Annotated in this window: 18 protein-coding genes; 5 read left to right on the top strand and 13 right to left on the bottom strand. The window is 60.7% G+C overall.

Annotated features, from left to right (window positions below; translation table 11 throughout):
- Positions 1 to 31: 31 nt before the first annotated feature.
- From H0O21_RS09770 to H0O21_RS09785, 4 genes are all read left to right on the top strand, one after another.
- The gene (locus H0O21_RS09770; protein ID WP_185189544.1) at positions 32 to 754 is read left to right on the top strand and encodes a DUF475 domain-containing protein; all 723 of its coding nucleotides are present in this window, start codon (positions 32 to 34) and stop codon (positions 752 to 754) included.
- A 4-nt stretch (positions 755 to 758) separates the two neighbouring features.
- A complete protein-coding gene (locus H0O21_RS09775) occupies positions 759 to 1,097 on the top strand; it encodes a DUF6464 family protein (protein ID WP_131457430.1) in 339 nt (112 codons plus the stop codon).
- A gap of 6 nt (positions 1,098 to 1,103) precedes the next feature.
- On the top strand, positions 1,104 to 1,787 hold the full coding sequence (locus H0O21_RS09780) for a hypothetical protein (protein ID WP_240789396.1): 684 nt from the start codon (positions 1,104 to 1,106) through the stop codon (positions 1,785 to 1,787).
- Between the two features lie 113 nt (positions 1,788 to 1,900).
- Positions 1,901 to 3,124, top strand: coding sequence for a DEAD/DEAH box helicase (locus H0O21_RS09785; RefSeq protein ID WP_185190973.1), 1,224 nt, complete (start codon positions 1,901 to 1,903; stop codon positions 3,122 to 3,124).
- A gap of 41 nt (positions 3,125 to 3,165) precedes the next feature.
- On the opposite strand, the gene fmt is transcribed toward H0O21_RS09785, so the two are convergent.
- The 11 genes from fmt to H0O21_RS09840 all read right to left on the bottom strand — a co-directional run bounded on the left by fmt (position 3,166) and on the right by H0O21_RS09840 (position 13,455).
- Positions 3,166 to 4,191, bottom strand: a complete 1,026-nt coding sequence (gene fmt / locus H0O21_RS09790) for a methionyl-tRNA formyltransferase (protein ID WP_185189545.1) — start codon at positions 4,189 to 4,191, stop codon at positions 3,166 to 3,168.
- 13 nt (positions 4,192 to 4,204) lie between these two features.
- The gene (locus H0O21_RS09795) at positions 4,205 to 5,566 is read right to left on the bottom strand and encodes a TldD/PmbA family protein (protein ID WP_185189546.1); all 1,362 of its coding nucleotides are present in this window, start codon (positions 5,564 to 5,566) and stop codon (positions 4,205 to 4,207) included.
- 2 nt (positions 5,567 to 5,568) lie between these two features.
- Entirely contained in the window at positions 5,569 to 7,035 is a 1,467-nt protein-coding gene (locus tag H0O21_RS09800) for a TldD/PmbA family protein (RefSeq protein ID WP_185189547.1), read from the bottom strand.
- Positions 7,036 to 7,102: 67 nt separating this feature from the next.
- Positions 7,103 to 8,188, bottom strand: coding sequence for a magnesium-protoporphyrin IX monomethyl ester (oxidative) cyclase (gene acsF, locus H0O21_RS09805; protein WP_185189548.1), 1,086 nt, complete (start codon positions 8,186 to 8,188; stop codon positions 7,103 to 7,105).
- A 68-nt stretch (positions 8,189 to 8,256) separates the two neighbouring features.
- Complete coding sequence (locus H0O21_RS09810; protein ID WP_370523033.1) at positions 8,257 to 8,730, bottom strand: DUF2996 domain-containing protein; 474 nt, start codon at positions 8,728 to 8,730, stop codon at positions 8,257 to 8,259.
- 45 nt (positions 8,731 to 8,775) lie between these two features.
- Entirely contained in the window at positions 8,776 to 9,288 is a 513-nt protein-coding gene (locus H0O21_RS09815; RefSeq protein WP_185189549.1) for a hypothetical protein, read from the bottom strand.
- Positions 9,285 to 9,932 (bottom strand): flavin prenyltransferase UbiX, encoded by a 648-nt coding sequence (locus tag H0O21_RS09820; protein WP_185189550.1) that lies wholly within the window; start codon positions 9,930 to 9,932, stop codon positions 9,285 to 9,287. Before H0O21_RS09820 ends, H0O21_RS09815 begins: the two co-directional genes overlap by 4 nt.
- An 11-nt stretch (positions 9,933 to 9,943) precedes the next feature.
- On the bottom strand, positions 9,944 to 12,289 hold the full coding sequence (locus H0O21_RS09825) for an RNB domain-containing ribonuclease (RefSeq protein WP_185189551.1): 2,346 nt from the start codon (positions 12,287 to 12,289) through the stop codon (positions 9,944 to 9,946).
- A 115-nt stretch (positions 12,290 to 12,404) separates the two neighbouring features.
- Positions 12,405 to 12,749: a TMEM165/GDT1 family protein gene (locus H0O21_RS09830; protein ID WP_185189552.1), complete on the bottom strand. Its 345-nt coding sequence runs from the start codon at positions 12,747 to 12,749 to the stop codon at positions 12,405 to 12,407.
- Positions 12,750 to 12,755: 6 nt separating this feature from the next.
- On the bottom strand, positions 12,756 to 13,097 hold the full coding sequence (locus H0O21_RS09835) for a TMEM165/GDT1 family protein (protein WP_255440975.1): 342 nt from the start codon (positions 13,095 to 13,097) through the stop codon (positions 12,756 to 12,758).
- A complete protein-coding gene (locus tag H0O21_RS09840) occupies positions 13,090 to 13,455 on the bottom strand; it encodes a YkgJ family cysteine cluster protein (RefSeq protein WP_185189553.1) in 366 nt (121 codons plus the stop codon). Before H0O21_RS09840 ends, H0O21_RS09835 begins: the two co-directional genes overlap by 8 nt.
- A 109-nt stretch (positions 13,456 to 13,564) precedes the next feature.
- Between H0O21_RS09840 and psb30 the strand changes: the two genes are divergently transcribed.
- Positions 13,565 to 13,672, top strand: coding sequence for a photosystem II reaction center protein Ycf12/Psb30 (gene psb30, locus H0O21_RS09845; protein WP_074159310.1), 108 nt, complete (start codon positions 13,565 to 13,567; stop codon positions 13,670 to 13,672).
- Here psb30 and H0O21_RS09850 read toward each other — a convergent pair.
- On the bottom strand, positions 13,651 to 15,015 hold the full coding sequence (locus H0O21_RS09850) for a chloride channel protein (protein WP_185189554.1): 1,365 nt from the start codon (positions 15,013 to 15,015) through the stop codon (positions 13,651 to 13,653). The two genes, psb30 and H0O21_RS09850, sit on opposite strands and share 22 nt — an antisense overlap.
- A complete protein-coding gene (gene recJ, locus H0O21_RS09855; RefSeq protein WP_185189555.1) occupies positions 15,012 to 16,904 on the bottom strand; it encodes a single-stranded-DNA-specific exonuclease RecJ in 1,893 nt (630 codons plus the stop codon). Before recJ ends, H0O21_RS09850 begins: the two co-directional genes overlap by 4 nt.
- Positions 16,905 to 16,923 lie beyond the last annotated feature (19 nt).

Below are 16,923 nucleotides of genomic sequence, written 5' to 3' on the forward strand. Positions count from 1 at the left end.
CATGGCGCTGCCCATTTCTAGGCTGATCCCTATGGATTCAGCAGCACTGCACTCGCTCACCCCCTGGTTGGATGGGGTCGATCGCTGGGGCGAACTCTTACCGCTCTTGCCGGTGCTGGTGTCGCTTGAGTTGATTCTCTCGGCAGACAACGCCATTGCTTTAGCCGCGATTGCAAGGCAGCAACGGGATCCACTGCGCGAGGGGAGGGCCCTCAACCTCGGCATCGCGATCGCCTTCCTGCTGCGCATCGCCCTGATCCTGATGGCCGGTTGGGTGCTTCGCTTTCAACCCCTGCAGTGGCTGGCCGGTGGCTATCTCCTCTGGTTGTTCTTCAGCCATCTGTTCTCTCGTTCCCAGGCGTCTTCCAACGCCACTGGAGAGCTCGAAAACTCGGATTCCACCCCCTTTCTGCGCACGGTGTTGGCCCTTGCCTTGACGGATCTTGCCTTTTCCATCGACAGCGTCGCCGCAGCGGTGGCGATTAGTGATCAGTTACTCCTTGTGATCTGTGGTGCACTGATTGGTGTCATCGCTCTTCGTTTTACGGCCGGTTTGTTTGTGCGCTGGTTAGAGCTCTATCCACGCCTCGAAACCGCCGGTTACAGCGCTGTGGGCTTTGTCGGCCTCAAACTGATCGTGGCCCTGATTCTTCCTGGTCTGGTGGTCCCGGAATGGTTCACCCTGGTGACCGTTGCTGTTCTGGTGCTCTGGGGTTTCTCCTCTCGTTCTCTCCCTTTGCTGGAGGAGCCTTGAAGCGATGCTTGTGGAATTGAGGCAGGCCGGCTCCGAACAGCCGATCGATCGCATTGAGCTTGAAGACCCGCCTCATCCAGGGCGTTGGTTTCTCCACGGCGAGCGAAGCTTCTTGGTGCTTCAGCGCCGTCACCGCTACACGCTGCGCTCCGGTCGCTATCAGCTTTCCAGCCTGGTGCTCCTGGTGACGGCTCAGCATCGCCCCCACGATGCTCGGCCTTGGCGTCATGGCTGGGTGATCGGGGATCCCTCCTGTGCCCTCAATGCCCTCAGTCCTTTGATCCGTTGTGCTGTCTTACCGGAGGGTCCCTGCGAGCAGTGTCTGCATCGTGTGGAGCGCTGATCCGCGGTGGTGTTGTCCTCCAATCAAATCTCAACCCGCCGAGATGGGCACTGGTTCGAGGCACGACTGGTGTCAGGTCATGGCGTGGCGTCTGGACGTTCCGCTGATTCGCCCTATCCGATGGGGACGATTGCGATGCAGCAACCCCTATTCGCGTCCTTGGGACTCGATCTCTCCGACTGTTGGCCTGGCACTCTGAATCTTTGTTTTCAACCGTTGGAAATCGGTTTGGAGGCTCCAGATCACACGTTTGTGAATCTCCATTGGACCGATCGACATCCCCCCGAGACGTTTTCCTTCTGGCGAATCGCGCTGCGATCGGATCGAGGGCAAGAGTGTCCCGCTTGGATCTACAGACCCCATCCCGAGACCAAGCAACGTCACTGGCAGCCACCCACGCTGGTGGAAGTTCTGGCACCGCCCATTGACCATCTCTCCCCAGGAGATTCCCTTTGGCTTCATGATCCGCAGGATCGGCTGGTTTTGATCGATGGGGTGCGTCTTCGGGCGCGGCTTCTGGAAGCCTTGAAGTTTCGTGTGTTGGCAGCCGAAGAACGCTTTTTCGAAGCCGATTCAACGGTTCAACGACGGCGTTGGTTGGCGACAGTCCACCCAGAAGCTCTGGCGCTCAGTGATGCTGATCTCGAGCGGGTCTGGTACCAGGCCCGCAGTCTTTATGGATCGCATTGAGGGTGCTGCAAGCTCCTAGGGTGACGGATCTGAGGGATTCGACCATCACGGCAGCTACCACACCTGAAAGCCAGACCGCTACCGCCTTTGAAGCATTGGGTCTGAGCCAACCCCTGCTTCGAGCTCTCAAGGAGAAGGGGTACACGACACCATCGCCGGTGCAAGCCCAGGCGATTCCTGCGGTGATCGGTGGTCGAGATGTGATGGCGGCAGCGCAAACAGGCACCGGTAAGACCGCGGGCTTCACCTTGCCCGTGCTTGAACGCCTCAGTCATGGAGCTCGGGCTGGCCGTCGTCAGATCCGCGCTCTCGTGCTGACCCCCACCCGCGAACTGGCCGCCCAGGTCCTCGAGAACGTTCGTCTTTACAGCCGCCACTTGCCCTTACGCAGTGATGTGGTGTTCGGGGGGGTAAAGATCAATCCTCAGATTCAGCGCCTGGCCCAGGGTGTGGATGTGCTGATTGCCACGCCAGGTCGCCTGCTCGACCTTCATCAGCAGGGGGCTGTTCGTTTCGACCAGGTGGAATGTCTCGTGCTTGATGAAGCCGATCGCATGCTCGACATGGGCTTCATTCACGACATCCGGCGGGTGATTTCGAAGCTTCCTGAGCGCCGTCAGACCTTGTTGTTCTCGGCGACCTTCAGTCCTCCGATCCGCAAACTCGCTACGGGTCTGCTTCACCAGCCGGTTCAGATCCAGGTCACGCCCGCCAATCAGACGGCTCGTTCCGTAGAGCAGGTGGTGCATCCCTGTGACATGGGCCGCAAGGCTGAATTGCTCAGTCATCTGATTCAGACCAATGACTGGCAGCAAGTGCTGGTGTTTTCACGCACCAAACACGGTGCAAACCGGGTGGCTGAACGACTCAGTCATGAGGGGCTCATGGCTGCGGCGATTCACGGCAACAAGAGCCAGGGTGCCCGTACCCGAGCCCTGCAGGGCTTCAAGGACGGCACGGTGCGTGTCCTGGTGGCTACCGATATCGCCGCCAGGGGCATTGATATTCAGCAACTCCCCCATGTGGTGAATCTCGACCTTCCGAATGTGGCTGAGGATTACGTGCATCGGATCGGCCGCACGGGCCGGGCTGGTGAACGTGGCCATGCAATCTCCTTGGTTTCTGCTGAAGAGGCCCTTCTGCTGAAGGCGATCGAACGCTTGACCGGTGAGTCCCTCTCCAGGGTCGAGGTGCCTGGCTTCGAGCCCACCGTGCTGAGTGCTCCCCCGTTGGACCTCAGTGGAGGTCGAGGCCGTCGGCCCAGGTCATCGATGTCCAATGGCCGGGCCTCTCGGGGGCCTCGAGCTGGAACAGGAGGCCGCGCCCGTCGGGCATGAGAGGCACGTATGCGTTACTGAATTGTAACGAAACCGTGTTGTTAAGTCGGTCTGTCTCCCAGCTTTTGTCCGGCTGATGCCTGCAGTTGTTGCAGCAAGGCCTGGCCGCTGCTCCGGCCCTTTCCTTCCAGTTGGGCTTCTCGAACCAGCAGCGGGCAGCCGCTGCTGCTGACAACAAGACCAAGATCGGGACAACAGGCCAGCACCGTGCCGGGCTCCTGCTCTCCTGTGGGCCAACGACCCACCAGGGCCCGGGCTTGATCCGACAACTGGTCTTTGAGGCGATCGATCAGCGGTTCTGTGGACAGCAGTTTCAGTCGCTGGCCCTGCCAGCGGGTCACGGCGTTGGGATAAAGCCCCATCACGCGCCTATGGATGGCTAGGGCTGATGTTGTCCAGTCGATCTGTGCATCCTCTTTGTTGAGCATGCGTGCGTAGGTCATGCCCATCTCGCCCTGGTCCTGAACTCCAAGCCGTAGCCATCGCTCTGATTCGCTGCCTGGGCCAGCGGCCTCAATCTTGGGTAAGGCTTCCACAATCAGCTCCGCCGTCAGTCGGCTGAGCCGATCAGCCAGTTGCTCGGCATTGTCCAGAATTCCAATGGCACAGCGTCGCTCTAGCAGCACAGGGCCTGTGTCCAGTCCTTCTTCCATGGCCATCACACCCACGCCCGTTTCCAGATCGCCCTCAATCAGGCTCCACTGAATCGGTCCTGCCCCACGCCAGCGGGGCAGGAGGGAACCATGGCCGTTCCAGCAGCCCAGGGGCGGCTGCTGCAGGATCGCAGGAGGAAGAATCTGACCGAAAGCCACCACCACATAGACATCAGCACCGAGCGCTGCCAGCTGCTGCTGGCATTCCAGGTCGTTGCGGATGCGTTCCGGCGTGTACACCGGCAGCTCCAGCGCCTGGGCCCTTGCCTTCACCGGTGAAGGCATCAGCTGTTTGCCACGACCACGACGACGATCCGGTTGGCTCACGACGCCAACGACGGTGTGACCTGCATCCACCAGCGCATCAAGGGTGGGCACGGCGTAGTTCGGCGTGCCCCAGTAGAGGATCTTCACCGCTTGAGTCCCCTTAAGCCTCGCCGGTGATGGCCAGTCCGTCGACCCAAACATGGGGGCAGACACCCTGGTGGGTCACGATCGCTTCCTCCAGATGCACGATGCCCTTCAGCACGTCTCTGAAGTCTCCGGCGACGGTGGCCGCCTCGACGGAGATGCGTTCTCCCCCTCGAACGAGCCAACCGTCGAAGGGCAGTGAGAACGCTCCCTGACTGGCCTTGACCCCAGCGTGGAGAGCACTGAGGCTTTCGATTAAGACGAAGGTCTCGTTGCTCTGGGCGTGATGCAGATGCGTGGTTCCACTGCTGGTGCCCTCACTGGTCCCCACCTCAAACCAGTCCGGGCCAACCGAGACCTTGGCACCCAACCCGGCATGGCCAGTCGGCTCAACGCCGAAATGACGCGCCGTTGCCTCGGAATGCAGGAAATTCACCAGTGCACCGTCCTGAATCAGGCAGAGCTTGCGTGTGGGTGTTCCCTCCCCATCGAAAGGGGCTGCTCCGATGTGATCAGGATGCAGCCCGTTGTCGTGAAGGGTGAAAAAAGGAACGGCGACTTGATCCCCGATTGAGTTCTCACGGCTCAGGCTCACACCATCAAGCACTGCGCGGGCATTCACCATGCTGCTGAAGGCTCCGAGCAGGTCCAGAAATGCCTCCGGTGTGAAGCACACCAGATACCGACCCGTGTCGATCGGTTGGTAACCGAGATGGCTGATGGTGCGTTCTGCGGCTTCCTTGATACAGCCCTGCACATCCAGCTGATCACTACCGAGCGCCAGTCGGACAGCTCCGCCGCTACGGGGCTTGCGGCCGGTTTCCTCCGCCCTTGCATAGAGGTAAAGACTCGCCTGGCTCCGCTGCATCTGCCGCAGGGCACCATCGCTGTTCAGATAGATCCGCTCACTGCAGCCCTCGCTGAGTCCGTTGTAAGGAACGGTCTCAATGGCTGCGTGGCGTTCAAGTAACTGATGCTCAGCGTCCTTGAGCGTGTTCAGAAGGGTCTGAATCCCTTGGGCTGGTTGCAAGGGGCGGTGGAGCTCCGGCGTTGGCGCTTTGGCCAGGGGTGAAAACGCTGGGATGTCCTCACTGTTGCCGTAGTCACTGGCTCGGCGTGCTCCCTGGAGTGCCCGCTCCAGTCCAGAGGCAGAGAGGTCGGTGCTGCTGGTCATACCCACCAGCCCCTTGTCGTTCCAGACGCGCACGGTGATCGAGCTGCGTTGGGACGCCTTCATCTGTTTGGCTTCTCCGCGATCCACCTGAACCGATGCGCTGGTGCTCCGGCTTGCCCCGAGGTCCCACTGGTGGATTCCCTCTCGCTGGGCAAAGGACTGAAGGTGTTCGCGCAGGGCGGCGGTATCGATGGCGTTGCTCATGATCAGCGGCCTCCCACGGTGATCGAATCCACCTTGATGTGTGGCTGCCCCACCGTGACAAAAACGCTTCCGCTCACTGAGCCGCAGAAGCCAGCAGCCAGATCCAGGTCGTCTGCACACATGGAGATCCTTGGCATCACCTCTTTCGCTTCACCGATCAAGGTGGCCCCCTTCACAGGCCTGCCAAGGGTTCCGTTTTCGATCAGGTAGCCCTCCTCCACTGAGAAGTTGAATTGACCGGTGGGGCCGACACTCCCGCCTCCCATGGATTTGCAATAAAGGCCTTTGTCGGTTGAGCTGATCAGATCTTGCGGGCTGTGCGGGCCTGCCGCGATGTAGGTGTTGCGCATGCGACTGGCGGCTGCAAAACCGTGGTTCTGGCGTCGTCCGCTACCGGTGCGGGGATGACCAGTTCGCAATTCTCCGGCGCGATCACTAAGGAACCTTTGCAGCACACCGTTCTCGATCAGAACCGTGCGCTGAGATTCCATCCCTTCATCGTCCATCGCAATGGAGCCAAAGGCGCCCTGGCTCAGGCCTTCATCAATGGCGGTAACAGCCGGATGGGCGATGGTTTCCCCGATTCGGTCCGCGAACGGTGTGGTTCCTCTCTCCACCTGGGTGGTCTCCAGTAAGTGGCCGCAGGCTTCATGGAAGATCACCCCACCGAAACGGTTGGCGAGCACCACGGGCATTTGTCCGCCATCTACGTAGTCGGCTCGCAGCATGGTTGAAGCGCTCTGGCAGACATCAGCAGCTGATGCATCAAGATCCCAGCTCTGGAGATCATCGGGACGATCGGTTGATCCGTAGCGGCGTCCGATGCTGGCGCGGTGATCACCGTCAGCCGCCAACACACTGAGGCCAGAGGATTGATGAAGACGAATATCTCTGGCGAACGTTCCATCACTGGCTGCCACGAGCACCTCCTGCCAGTCACGGGCGTAACTGCCGCGGCGGACCTCGAGGTGCTGGCCAAGGCGCTGCAGAACAGCCGTGCCTTCGAGGAGCCTTTGTGTACAGAGATCAAGGTCTGGTGCGCGTCCTAACCAATCGGTCTTGCCGACGGAGAAATCGCGGAACTCTCCGAGACCGTTGAAGTTGGAGAGGTGGGCTCCCGATGCTGAGCTGAGATCCAAGCCGAGCATGGCCAGCGCCTGCTCGAGTGCCTGGAGGAGACCTGACTCACTGAGGTCATTGGTGCTGACGAACCCATCGCGGTCTCCGCGAAACACGCGCAGACCGGCACCCATCGAGAAGGCAGGGCTCACGCTGGTGATTCGATCCTGTTCCGCAAGAAGGTTGAGGTGGTCGGTGGTTTCGAGAAACACCTCCACGAGGTCAGCTCCCGCTCGCCGGCCAAGACCGAGGAGTTGTTCCAGCTTGTCTCGCCAGGGAGTCAGTGTGGGGTCCAAGCCAGTTGCCTGAACATGAGCGGGATGGGAAGCGACCAAGCCCCTCGTCTGCATCAGCTTTCAATTATGGGGAAGCGGAAAGGTCGTGGTGACCCCGCTTCCCCTAGAACGCCGACTGATCTCAGCGAACGGCCGGCTGGAGCGCCTCGCTGCGCACGGGTTTCATCAGGAAGAGCGTGGCCATCTCGAGACCGTTGCCCACCCAGTAAGGAAGCTTGCGGAGCAGCTTGATCGAGGCTGGAGCTTGACTCTCGTCGGCAGCGCTCAGAGCAGCGTTGTTTTGCACCAATCGCTCCAGGCCTTCCCAGAAGCGGGGATTCTTGACATCAAGAACCACTGGGAACACCCGGGCCGAAGTCTCATTGGTCTTGTCAATCACCACCCGGTCGTAGTCGCGCGCATCAAGACCAAGGGCCTCATAAAACTCCTTACGGGCAACGTCGCGCACGTACATCGTCGCGAAGACGGCCAGCAGGAAGAAGCGGCACCACAGCCTGGCGGTCAAGCCACGCACGGTATCGGGCTGGGCCTTCATCAGGGCGTCGAAGAAATCGCCATGACGGTTTTCGTCCTGGCACCAATTCTCGAAGAAATTGAAGATCGGGAATATCTTGCTGTCTGGATTCTGTTCCAGGTGACGGAAGATCGTGATGTAACGCCAGTAGCCAATCTTCTCGGACAGATAAGTGGCGTAAAAGATGAACTTCGGTTTGAAGAACGTGTATTTCTTGTTGGCAGTCAGGAAGCCGAGGTCGAGCTGTAAGCCGAAATCGCTCATCGCCTTGTTCAAGAAGCCAGCATGGCGGGCTTCGTCGCGGGCCATGTGCGCGAAGCACTCGGCGAGCAATGGGTTGCGGTTCTTGATTCGACGGCTGAGTTCCTTGTAAAGCAGGAATCCAGAAAATTCAGAGGTGCAGCTCTGCTCCAGAAACTCAACGAAGACTTCGCGAGTTTGTGGATCGAGTTTGTCGGCTGCGCCGTCAAATTCGCCATTGCGAACGAAATGATGGCGGTTGTAATCCTTGCGGAATTCCTCGCAGATCGCCTCGAGCTCCGCCTCGTTCGGGCGGAGGTCCATGGCGGCCATGGCCTCGAAATCCGTGGTGTAAAAGCGTGGCGTGAGGATCGTGTCCTTCACGGGGTCCTTCACGGCAACGGACGAGCCGGCGTTAGCCGCAGCTTCCGTTACGGCGGTGGGAGGCACCATCGGATCTCAGTCTTGGTGACATCCATCGTAGGTGCCGCCGCCCTGCCTCCGATGGTTGATGTAACGGCTCAGTTGCCTCCCAGCCACTTCTGTCCGTTGAGGCGTTGCAGAAGGCGTGAGAGCAGCAGCGGGAGGCTCATGCGCTTTTCATCAATCAGAAACGACTCCAGGAGGCTGGGTTCGGTGCCCGGGTCGGCCAGGGCAATGGTTTTGCCGGCATTGATCGAATCGTCGTTGAAGCAGAGCCAGAAGCGCCGCCCGGGCGGCAGGCTCCCCGTCACCATCCAACAGTCACCACCCACAACAGGCCGTTCACCCTGGACGAGTTCCAGGCTTTCGGGCGTGATGCCATGGCTCTGGAGGCCCTTCAGCAGGCCCGGGATCAAATCGTCATGAATGAAGCTCGTGAAGGGCTTGTCTTCCAGCTTCGGGGGTTTGACCGGCTTGTCCTTTTTGGCGGCAGCGGACTGATCCGCCTGAGCCGGACTGGTTCCGTCAGCTTGGTTCTCCAGGGCTTTGTCTGCCTGAGGTGTTTCGCTCACGGGACCGTTATCGCTGGCGGAACTGTAATCAGTGCAAGGCGGCCCTCACCAGTCATCGTTGACCTGGCTCGACCAGTCGTCGTGTCCCGTACCCATGGAGCTGGCTGCAGCCGTTGGTCCACGCTGCTCCCCTCGTTTGATCACCCGATAGGGCACGGCAACGGTGGGTGCTGGGTCGCGCACATCCCGTTCAGGCCAGACCTGAGGGGAGTCATTGGATGGGTTGGGCTCACGGGACCTGTGCTCGGCATCGACGTCGCCGGAACCACGACGATTTGGATCTGGCCAGGGAGCCCAGGGTTCTCTTGAAAATGGCTCTCGACGTACATGGCGTTGCAGGGGCCTCTGCTGAGTGCTGAGCAAGAAGGCGCCAGCGCCGCTCACGAGGGCGCCTCCCGCCGCCGCGATTGCGATCCAGGCGCCCAGGGGCAGCACCGGCGATCGCCAGGTCAGGAAGCGCAGGGAGCTGCTTTGGCGCCCGTTCAGGCTGGCAACAAGAGCCAGTGCCACCAACGGGGTCAGAGACGGAACCAGGAGCAGTCTCTGCAGTGGTGTCATCGCTGATCCCCTGTCCAGCGCTGGATTGGTGCGAGATCTTCATCCAATCCGTCAAAGAGGCGAACGACCAGAAAATCGACCATGTCGTCGAGGGTTCTTGGCTGGGTGTACCAGGCGGGGATCGGAGGGGCAATCCGCGCACCAGCTTCCGCAAGGTTGGTGAGGTTGCGCAGATGAATCAGATTCCATGGCATCTCCCTTGGCGCAATCACGAGGGGACGGCCTTCCTTCAAGTGCACATCGGCGCAGCGCTCGACCAGGTCCGTGGCCACACCCGCGGCAATGCGCCCGACGGTGCCCATGCTGCAGGGCACGATCACCATGCCCCGAGTGCGGTAGCTGCCGCTAGCGATGTTCGCTGCCTGGTCATTGAATCGGTGGCATTGGAGGGCCCCGGTCTGGCAGTCAAGACGATCGCGCCAGAACTGTTGTTGCTGTTCGGGATCGAGTGGGACGCTTTCACCCCGCTCCGCTTTCCATACCTCATGGGCACCGCGACTGAGAACGAGATGAACGCTTCGCCCCCGTTGAAGCAACAGTTGCAGCGCCCTTTCTGCAAGCGGTTGGGCTGATGCCCCTGTCACCGCGAGCACGTAGGGGTGATCAGCGCTTTGCTGGGTGCTCGAGGCTGAGGTGGCTGGCATGCTCGCTGTCCTCAGTGCTCATTCACTAAGACGGGAATCGATGCTTCCTGCCCGGATCCAGGGGCTGTGGAGACGACCTCCGCCGCGTCATCGGCACTCGCTACGACCTCGAGATCAATCTGGTTGCGCAGCACATCCACTTTCATGATTTTCACCGTCACGGCATCCCCGAGTTGATAGCGACGCCGATTGCGACGACCGACGAGTCGGTTCTGCCTGGAGCGGTACTCGTACCAGTCATCGTTGAGTGAACTGACGTGGACCAGTCCTTCGATCATCGAGGGTGGCAGCTCCACAAAGAATCCGTAGCTCTGCACGCCGCTGATCACTCCGGGCTGCTCCTGGCCCACCATCGGTTCACAGTGCCGCGCCTGCATCATCGCGACGACATCCCGGCGCAATTCAGCCACCTGACGACGCCTGGCATTCAACTTTTGCAGCAGTCGCTGGGGCGCTAATTCAGAAATTTTTTGGCTCTGAGATTGGCTGAAGAGTGGCCACTCGATCCTGCTACCGCAGCCGCGTTCACCAAGGACAACCTTGTCCTTTTGTCGGACACTCGGCCGGTCCTTGCCCTCCAGAAGCACCGCTGAAAGCAACTGCTGATTGATGAGATCAGCGGCGTGCAAGGTGGGGCAGCACCAGGGTGCCGTTCGTCTGGGTGTAGAGCTCGACCTATCGGTCTCAGCACTGGCGGTCACCTCACTGTCGTCATTGGCTCCTCCTTCCCCAGGTTCTGTTGTGGCGTCGATCTCGAGGAGCGGTGCGGGAAGAGCCTGGCAGAGCTGACGGTCGAGCACACGTCGCTGGGGGCAGGATGCAATGGCCTGGGCCAGCTCCACGGGAGATGGTGTTCCGTCCTCCTCGAGTTCCAGAGGAAGCTCCAGGGCCACGGCCGCTTTGGCAACGTCCGTGAGTGCTGAGGCCTCCGCTTCCGGGGCCAACAGCTCCAGCGCCTTGACCTGGAGATCTTGGCTGTGCTGTGACCAGGTCCGATCGGCGGCCATGACGAGAACGGCCAGAATCGACTGCGGATCTTGTTCGTTCAGCGGGCTGATCCATTGCTGACGATCTGCATCGGGCCATGAACGGCCCAGGTCTCCCAGGCTTTCAAGCTCAGGTGCCGCGAGGTCCAGCTCCAGCACTCCATTGCGGATTGCTTCGGCCTGCAGGCTGCGAGCGCAGAACAGGAGTGTTTCCAGCTGACCGATCTGGTCTTTGATCGGTTTGAGGGCTGCTGGCACGCTTCTGGCCTTTGGCTTTCGGGCGCCGAGAGCCTCGAGTTGCGCTGGGGTGATCTCGGCGACGGGCCGGATCCGGCTGAGGCAGAACAGCCAGTCACGCACATCACCCTCAGCATTGATGTCGAGCCGGAGAGTGATGGCATCCTGCTCTTCACCGACGGTGAAACGGCAGGCCTCGTCGAGGGGCCCGTTGAGCAGAGGTTGCCAAACCTCTCCAAGGCAGAGGGCTTCCCCCCGCTCCTTGATCCAGGCATCAAGAGCCTGTCCGGGTGCGAGACGTTCGGCCACGGTGGGCGCATGGACCCACAGGCGGGATCCTCCCTCGTGGGGCTCGACGTGAACCGCAGGGAGTGCCGGGGCCCCTGCGCCGCTCCAGCTCCGCAGAAGAAGACTGGGTTGATCGCAGAGCTGTTGGCGTTTTTTGGCGTTGGGAGTCTTGAGACTGGATCGAGGTGCTTCCGGTCTCTCATGCAGATTCGCCTTGGTCAGCAGGAGCTCCCGATCACCTGCGGCTCCTGCATCCAGTGGTAACGGCCTTGCTACATGACCTCGGGCTGCAAATTGCGCCACTGGGTAGCGATCAACCTTCACTTCCACAAGGGAGCCGCTGTGCTCTCCCGCTTCAGCGAGTTCAATCGTGGCCAGAAGCCTGTCATCAAGAGGCAGCGCAACAACCCTGTTCTCCTGCTGGTCGAGATGGGCGAGAAGACTTGTGGTTTGGCGCTCGAGAATGCACTGGACCCCGCCCTCCGGTGAGCGACGACGCCCACCCTCGCGGGTGACTTTCACCAGCACTCGATCGCCATTCCAGGCGTGATTGAGCTGGTGGTCGCGGATATAGATGTCTTCACCACCGTCATCACGGATGGCAAAGCAAAAGCCTTTGCTGCTGCATCGCAGCCGGGCCTCGATCATGTCCGGATTGTCGGTCCGCTGGATCGAGCCTTCCTTCGGACAGGTGATCACACCAAGTTTTTCAAGCCCCTGAATGGCGAGTTGCAGGGTGTCTTTTTCCGAACGGTTGCTCAGTCGGAAGATCTTTTCGAGTGTTTCGGATTCAACTGAACCGGAAACAGGGACCTGGTCGAGCAGATCAGCGACCGTGAACTTCATCGTGGAAAGTGTGCTGGCCGGCCTTCAGGACCGGGAGAACGATCACCCTGGAACGTTCAAGGACGAACCTCCCAAGGGAGTTCTCCAAGAATGGTGCAGCGTTGTCCGGGTGAAATCAGAGTTTAGGCGAAGCCCCATCCTCGACGTCCTGGGCTAGCTCAGCCCCTTCTTGGCCGCCTGGAAAGCCGCCAAGGAGGGGCCATAGAAGCCGAAGACCGATCACGAGGAAACCCAGGGATGCCAACAGCTGAAGCAGATCAGCTGGTATGAAATTGGCCATTGACCCACCGGCGATGGCGCCGATGAGACTGGCCACGACAAGGGCTGAGGACGAGCCGAGAAACACCGCCAACGGCCTGTTGGATGTTCCACTGATCGCAACGGTTGCTAACTGCGTCTTGTCCCCAAGCTCCGCCAAAAACACGGTCACGAAGGTGGAGATCAGGAGCGTGAGATCCATGGTTGATCAGTTGTTCGCGTTTTGAAGCATCGATTGGAGGGCCTGGACCCCCAGCCAGAGTCCGAGACCCACCATCAACAGGCCCGCCATCTGCTCGAGTCGCTCAGGTGGCAGCACCTGCGAGAGCCAGCGACCAACCAGAACCCCCACCAGGCTCGAGCAGATCAGTGCCATAGCCGCGCCGAGGAAAACGAGCCAGGGCTGGCCCGATTGGGCAGAGAGAAGCAAAGTTGCTAATTGGGTTTTGTCACCGAGCTCCGCCAGAAACACCGTGGTGAAGGTGCTGAGCAGCACGGCGGTGAAGCTCATGGAGCCGCTGGACTCCTCAGCTCGCTGGAGTTCAGCCATTCGATCGCCGCAGACTGCGATTGAACTTACGTAGTTCGCGGCTGTTGCCGCCATGCTCTGAGCGGATTTGTTGGCGGCAGCAGGCAATCGCGAAGTCATTCGCTTTTTCGTCCGCTAGATCAAACAAGCCCGCCAGGTTGCTGACGCGGCAAAAATCTGGGCGCTCGTCATAAATCCTGCAGCTCCTTGCACCGGTGTCGTAGTGCTTGCACCAACCATCGGGGCCGGCCATCTCTAAATACAACGCTCGCTGCGCTTCTGATAAGGCCGCTAGGGCCTCCGGGCGGTCATCAGGGGACAGCCGGCAGCAGGCACCGCAGAACCGGATACAGGTCCAGGTGTCTTGGCGCTTCGACATCAGCAGCTGCTGTGACAAGCCATCACAGTGACAGGCCCCCTAGAACAGCGAATGGGCAAAGGCCCCGTAGCCTGGTAAGACGATTGCTCCGGTTCACCGCGCCGACCCTATGGGACTCGATTTTCACCTGATCGCCAATTTCGCTGCCCTGGCTCTGATCACCCTGGCGGGTCCGGCGGTGATCTTCATCCTTTTCTACCGACGCGGCGCTCTCTGAAGCTCCCCCAAAGCGTGGTACACAGGCTTTCTGGCGATCAGCCGTCCGACATAGGCGGCGATCACCGCTGCCATCACCACCCCAGCGAACAATTGTTGATCGCCTGTCAATCTCCAGGCGAAAACGATTGAAACCAGCGGCAGTTGGGTCGCTCCTGAAAGTCCTGCGGCCATTCCTAGGGCAATGCCCAGATCTTGGCTCATGCCCAACACGGCACACACGGTGTAACCCAGCATCGCTCCAAAGGTGAGTGAGGGGTCGATGAGTCCTCCAGGGACTCCAGGTGCCAGAGCGATCATCGGTGCCACCACACGGGTGAAGGTGATCCACAGACTGGTGACACCGGCGATCAGATCCCCTCCTTGAGGGTCGAAGCTGGGCATGCCTTCATGAATCAGCTGGCGAATCAGGGCTTCCCCATCGGCCGTGCTGGTGCCAAAGCTCAGGAGCCCTAATGCAGTCAGGCCAAAGCCAAGGGCCAGGCCAATCCTGACCGGCTGTCGGCGCACCACGCCCATCAGCCGTTTTGTGGACCATACGAGGCCTCGGTTGAACAAGCCACCCACGAGTCCGCCGACAATGCCGATCGGCAGGGCCATCATCAGTTGATCCGCCTCTGGCGTCATCACATTGATCACGCCTAGCCCGAAGATCGGTTGCCCCCCGAAATGGCTAAATCCCGCGGCCGCAACGGAAATGACCAGAGCGGGCCAAATCGTCACGATGGCGTAATTGGCGGTGAGTTCCTCGAGCATGAACACCGCCCCCAGTAAGGGAGTGTTGAAGCCACCGGCTAATCCGGCTCCTCCACCGATCGCCACCATCTGTCGTTCGGTGAGGCTTGGAAGCCAACCACCAAGACGACGCTGGAGCGCCCTGGCGACAGCCGCCCCGAACTGCACCACAGGCCCTTCTCGGCCCAGGGGGAACATGGCCACGGTGGCGATCGACCAGAGCAATCCTCTCTCCACCGTCCCCGCTGCTGCCATCGCTCGCTGCAGCTTGGATGGGTCTTCAAGACCATTCATGGTGGAGGGGATGCCAGAGCCAGCACCGTCTCGCCATGGCCCCCGCTGCAGCAGTAGAAGCGCTGGCATGACGGGCATCGGCAACAAGATGATCAGAAGCCCCAGGGGTGTCCAGGACTCGAAATGGGTGGGGAGCTGGTTGTAGAGGAGCTGCTGCAGTCGATCGATCCAGTTGAGGGGCAGGCAGGCAAGGCCGATCAGAGCGCCAACAAGGATCAGCCCAACAAAGTGCCGAATCTGCGAGGGAAGGGCCGAGGCTCCCGAATCAATCAGACCTGGAAAGAGCCCTTCGCTTCTGCGGGTATCAAGACTCATGGGTGAAGACCAAGGCCGATGGCGGCGTCCTGCAGCAGGCCTGCAACGTAGGCGTGGCTGGAGCGAATGTCGTCGCTATCCAACACGCCGTTGTCAAGACAGTTGACCTTGAGGCGGTCACCGGTCTGATTGACCAGCTCCATGCCCCGATCCCCATGGCGCCGACAGGTGTAGAGCAGATTCCCTCGCTGCAGCACCATGCTGCTGAAGTGCTCTCTTAAGGCCAAGACCTCGAGTTGAAGGCGTTCTTCCCCCTGCCAGCGATTCAGCGAGAGGCGGAAGATGACATCCACCCGTCGAGGAATCGGCTGCTGGGGGTCCCAGCGCCAGGCGATCGCCTCGCGGCATGAATCCCCTTGTTGCAGGCTCAAGCGCTTATGGCCTCCCCTGAGCGTCTGCTCTCGGGTGACTTCACAATCTCTTGCCCAGAACAGTGGCGCTGGATGGCCGACCCCAAAGGGCTCCAAGGTCTGAAGCTCCTGCCAGAAGGCTCTGGTAATTCCCTCGAGAGGCAGCAGTGCTTCAGGGAGGATCCTTCGCGCACTTCCCTGGTCGTCTAGCCATTCCGCGGCAAGCCCATTGAGTTGTTCATGCAAGACGTGCACATGCTCGGCGCGAACGCTGAACCCAGCCGCTGCTGGATGGCCTCCGAACCGTTCCAGGTGCTTGGCGCATTGCTGCAAGGCTCGATCGACCGCAAACCCTTCCGGGGAACGCACTGAAGCGCGTAGAAGCCCTTCTCCATCGCCAGCTAGTAAAGCGACGGGTCGTCGATAACGCTCCATCAACCTGGAAGCCACGATGCCGATGACCCCGTGATGCCAGTGGCCCTGGGCGAGCAAGACAAAGGGGGGGAGTCCCTGCGTATCGGCTTCGAGCAAGGCCAGCGCTTCTGCCTCGATCGCGTCGCATAGCTCTCGCCGCTGTCGATTCAGAGCATCACAGCGGCGAGCAAGCTCGACGCCTGCGTCACGATCGTCCTCGGTGAGTAGCTCCACCACGAGGCGTGGATCTCCAAGCCTGCCGACCGCATTGATCCTTGGTGCGAGCTGAAAGCCAATGTCGTCGGCGCGGAGGGGGCGTTCTTCCAGGCCGGAGAGTTGCTGCAGAGCGCGAAGGCCGATGCAGCTGCTGCGATGCAGATGGCCAAGCCCTTCGCGGAGCCAGGTGCGATTCGCTCCTGTCAGCGGCGCCATGTCGGCAATGGTGCCAATACAGAAGAGATCTCGGGCGGCGCCGATCGCATCCGGTTGACCCAGCGATTCGGCAAGGGTTCGCGCGAGCACGTAGGCGAGGCCCACCCCCGCAAGCCCCCGATAGGGCGAGTCCTCCGGAGTGGTGGAGGGGTGAATTAATGCCAGGGCTTGAGGGGCTTCAACCGGCAGGGTGTGATGGTCCGTGAGGATCACGTCCATGCCGAGCTTCTCTGCAAGCGAGAGCGCTTCCTGGGCGGAAACACCGTTATCAACGGTCACCAGCAGTCGGATGCCCTGCCCATGCAAGCCAGACACCATGCCTGCATTCAAGCCGTAACCATCGTCCATCCGGCTGGGGATCGCTGGTTGTGGCTTGGCTCCGAGGGAGGACAGCGCTCTGATCAGCAAGGCTGTGCTGGTCATGCCGTCGGCGTCATAGTCCCCACAGATCGCCAGGGATTCACCCCTTAGGCAGGCCTGAGTCAGCCGCGCCACTGCTGTCTCCAGCTGGGGGAAGTGCTCGGTGGTGGAAGGCAGCGCGGGGGCATTGAGCAGAGCCTGCGCTGAATTGAGATCGTGACCTCGACGAAACAACACCGCCCGAAGGGCCAGTGGCAGCGGTAACCCGTTCAATGGATCTCTCCCACAGGGCGGCGGGAGCTGCCAAGCCGATGGACTGGAGGGGGGGGGCACGGCTGCAGCGTTCGGGTGA

Source organism: Synechococcus sp. HK01-R (assembly GCF_014217855.1).
In the GTDB taxonomy this organism is placed as follows: Bacteria; Cyanobacteriota; Cyanobacteriia; order PCC-6307; family Cyanobiaceae; genus Synechococcus_C.

Bases quoted from the DNA above. Each gene is read 5' to 3' on its own strand.
- H0O21_RS09770 (WP_185189544.1), top strand. From the start codon at position 32: ATGGATTCAGCAGCACTGCACTCGCTCACCCCCTGGTTGGATGGGGTC.
- H0O21_RS09775 (WP_131457430.1), top strand. From the start codon at position 759: ATGCTTGTGGAATTGAGGCAGGCCGGCTCCGAACAGCCGATCGATCGC.
- H0O21_RS09795 (WP_185189546.1), bottom strand. From the start codon at position 5,566: ATGAGCAACGCCATCGATACCGCCGCCCTGCGCGAACACCTTCAGTCC.
- H0O21_RS09800 (WP_185189547.1), bottom strand. From the start codon at position 7,035: ATGCAGACGAGGGGCTTGGTCGCTTCCCATCCCGCTCATGTTCAGGCA.
- acsF (WP_185189548.1), bottom strand. From the start codon at position 8,188: ATGGTGCCTCCCACCGCCGTAACGGAAGCTGCGGCTAACGCCGGCTCG.
- H0O21_RS09815 (WP_185189549.1), bottom strand. From the start codon at position 9,288: ATGACACCACTGCAGAGACTGCTCCTGGTTCCGTCTCTGACCCCGTTG.
- H0O21_RS09820 (WP_185189550.1), bottom strand. From the start codon at position 9,932: ATGCCAGCCACCTCAGCCTCGAGCACCCAGCAAAGCGCTGATCACCCC.
- H0O21_RS09825 (WP_185189551.1), bottom strand. From the start codon at position 12,289: ATGAAGTTCACGGTCGCTGATCTGCTCGACCAGGTCCCTGTTTCCGGT.
- H0O21_RS09830 (WP_185189552.1), bottom strand. From the start codon at position 12,749: ATGGATCTCACGCTCCTGATCTCCACCTTCGTGACCGTGTTTTTGGCG.
- H0O21_RS09835 (WP_255440975.1), bottom strand. From the start codon at position 13,097: ATGGCTGAACTCCAGCGAGCTGAGGAGTCCAGCGGCTCCATGAGCTTC.
- H0O21_RS09840 (WP_185189553.1), bottom strand. From the start codon at position 13,455: ATGTCGAAGCGCCAAGACACCTGGACCTGTATCCGGTTCTGCGGTGCC.
- psb30 (WP_074159310.1), top strand. From the start codon at position 13,565: ATGGGACTCGATTTTCACCTGATCGCCAATTTCGCTGCCCTGGCTCTG.
- H0O21_RS09850 (WP_185189554.1), bottom strand. From the start codon at position 15,015: ATGAGTCTTGATACCCGCAGAAGCGAAGGGCTCTTTCCAGGTCTGATT.